The sequence below is a fragment of the Zhongshania sp. genome, assembly GCF_041623545.1.
Taxonomy (GTDB): domain Bacteria; phylum Pseudomonadota; class Gammaproteobacteria; order Pseudomonadales; family Spongiibacteraceae; genus Spongiibacter.
The window spans coordinates 1-2,936 of record NZ_JBFJWS010000362.1 but is presented as its reverse complement, the minus strand read 5'-3'; the positions used below and the strand labels follow the sequence as shown (position 1 = coordinate 2,936).

The window sequence follows — 2,936 nt, the reverse complement described above, 5'->3', positions numbered from 1 at the left end:
TAGTACCGCTCGATCCTCGCCAAGATCGTCGAAAGCGCCGGAGCGAATCAGTGCCTCAATCGCGCGTTTATTTACCTTACGCGGATCAGTGCGCTCGCAAAATTCAAAGAGATTTTTAAACGGGCCACCACTATTGCGGGCAGCAATAATATTTTCAACTGGGCCCTCACCCAAACCTTTAATTGCACCTAAACCATATACAATTTGGCCGCGATCATTCACCGTGAACATATACTCGCCTTCGTTTACCGAAGGCAGCTTATAGTCGAGTTTCATTTCCCGACATTCTTCAATGAAGATCACGATCTTGTCGGTATTATCTAATTCCGAACTCATTACCGCCGCCATAAAAGGCGCCGGATAATGCGTTTTTAACCACGCGGTCTGATAGGAAACCAGCGCGTAGGCAGCGGAGTGAGATTTGTTAAAGCCGTAGCCAGCAAACTTTTCCATTAAGTCGAAAATATTCGATGCCAGCTCTTCAGAGAAGCCCTTTTCTACCGCGCCATTCTGAAACAAGCTCCGCTGCTTATCCATTTCTGCGGCATTCTTCTTACCCATCGCTCGCCGTAATAAATCCGCGCCGCCGAGGCTAACCCCACCCATTACCTGAGCGATCTGCATTACCTGCTCCTGATACAGGATAATGCCGTAGGTCGGCTCAAGAACGGGCTTTAAGCATTCGTGCTGATATTGTGGATGGGGGTAGGCCAACTCCGCGCGTCCATGCTTACGATTGATAAAGTCATCAACCATGCCCGACTGCAATGGACCGGGCCGGAACAGGGCCACCAATGCGATAATATCTTCAAAACAGTCTGGCAGCAGACGCTTGATCAAATCCTTCATACCGCGGGATTCCAACTGGAATACTGCGGTGGTTTCCGCGCGCTTTAGCATTTCGAAGGTTGGTCGATCCTGTAGCGGAATCGACATAATATCCAAGGGATCTTCACCCAATTTAGCGCGCTGGGCGTTCACAATTTTTAAAGCCCAGTGAATAATAGTGAGGGTACGCAGACCCAAAAAGTCGAATTTAACCAAGCCGGCTTCTTCAACATCACTTTTATCAAACTGAGTAACTAATCCGCCACCAGCGTCATCACAGTACAGTGGTGCAAAGTCGGTGAGTTTAGACGGTGCGATAACCACACCCCCAGCATGCTTACCCACCCCGCGCACAACACCCTCGAGCTGAGTAGCCATATCCCAAATTTCTTGGGCCTGCTCATCAGCGGCCAAAAACTCCCTGAGTACATCTTCTTGTTCGTAAGCCTTCTCGAGCGTAATGCCGACTTCAAAGGGAATCATTTTTGAGAGCTTATCGGCAAGGCCGTAGGCCTTGCCCTGCACTCGGGCGACGTCCCGCACAACCGCCTTCGCTGCCATGGTGCCAAAGGTGATAATCTGGCTCACCGCGTCGCGACCGTAATTGTCCGCCACATAATTAATGACCCGATCGCGGCCTTCCATGCAAAAGTCGACGTCAAAGTCGGGCATAGATACCCGCTCCGGATTCAAGAATCGCTCGAACAGTAAGTCGTATTGAATGGGGTCTAGGTCAGTAATTTTTAGCGCGTAAGCAACGAGAGAACCCGCACCAGAACCGCGGCCTGGGCCAACGGGAATATCGTGATCTTTGGCCCACTGGATAAAGTCCATTACGATCAGGAAGTAGCCGGGAAAACCCATTTGTAAAATAACATTGAGCTCAAATTCTAGGCGGTCGCGGTATTCAGTTTGATACGCCTCGAATTCAGGTGAATTACGGTCGAATAAAAAATCCAGACGCTGATCTAGGCCTTCATGGCAGAGCTTCCGAAAATAGCTCTCTTGGGTCAAGCCCTCAGGGATTGGGTACTCTGGGAGATAGTAGGTACCCAGCTGAATGGTAAGATTACAGCGTTTAGCAATTTCAACACTGTTTTGTAAGGCCTCAGGAATGTCAGCAAATAGCTCAGCCATTTCCTCCGGGCTGCGCAAATACTGTTGGTCACTGTAATTTCGAGGTCGACGAGGATCGTCTAAAACTCGACCGTCTCGGATACATACCCGAGCATCGTGGGCTTCGAACTCTTCCGCATCTAAAAAGCGCACGTCGTTAGTCGCGACGACAGGGCAATTATTTCGCTCAGCCAAATCGATCGCTGCGTGGAGATAATCATCCTCATTCTGCCGGCCGGTACGCTGCAATTCGATATAAAACCGATCTGGGAACACCGATAACCAACGCTCAAGGCTGCGCTGCGCTATATCGACTTTGCCACTCAGTAATGCTTGACCAACGTCGCCCTCACGCCCGCCAGAGAGAGCGATTAAGCCCTCGCTCGCCTGCTCAATCCAACTGCGATACGCGTAAGCTTTGCCGAGATACTGACCATCTTGGTAGGCCCGAGAAATGAGTTCGGTTAAATTTCGATAGCCCTTTTCATTCTGCGCCAAAAGGCAAATAACCGTAGTCTGATCTGGGTCGTCATCGTCGCGCATCAACAAGTCACAGCCAAAAACAGGCTTAACACCGGCGCCCATTGCAGCTTTTTGAAATTTAATTAGCGCATAAAAATTATTTAAATCGGTGAGCGCTACCGCTGGCATACCCAAGCTAGCAGCCCTTTTCGTCAACTCTTTAACCCGAATCAAACCATCGACTAATGAATACTCAGAATGCACCCGCAAATGCACAAAGCTGTCATTCATCATTGCTCCGACTCCAGTGCCGCGCGCACTGGCGCATAACTACGACGATGGAAGGGCGTAACACCCAAGCGCTGCAAAGCCTCCATATGCACTTTAGTTGGATAGCCCTTATGCCCAGCAATACCATAACCGGGGTATTCAATATCCAGCGCCACCATCTCGCGATCTCGGGTAACTTTAGCCAAAATAGACGCAGCAGCAATTGCGGGGACTCGACTATCCCCCTTTACCACCGCTTC

General features: G+C 50.0%; 2 protein-coding genes. Both read right to left on the bottom strand.

Going from position 1 to position 2,936, the window contains the following annotated elements:
• A partial coding sequence (dnaE, locus tag ABYT30_RS17885; protein WP_373097847.1) for a DNA polymerase III subunit alpha occupies positions 1-2,697 on the bottom strand: 2,697 nt, incomplete at its 3' end.
• Positions 2,697-2,936, bottom strand: a 240-nt coding sequence (locus ABYT30_RS17880) for a ribonuclease HII (protein WP_373097844.1), incomplete at its 5' end; no start/stop codon positions are given. The genes dnaE and ABYT30_RS17880, both read right to left, overlap by 1 nt.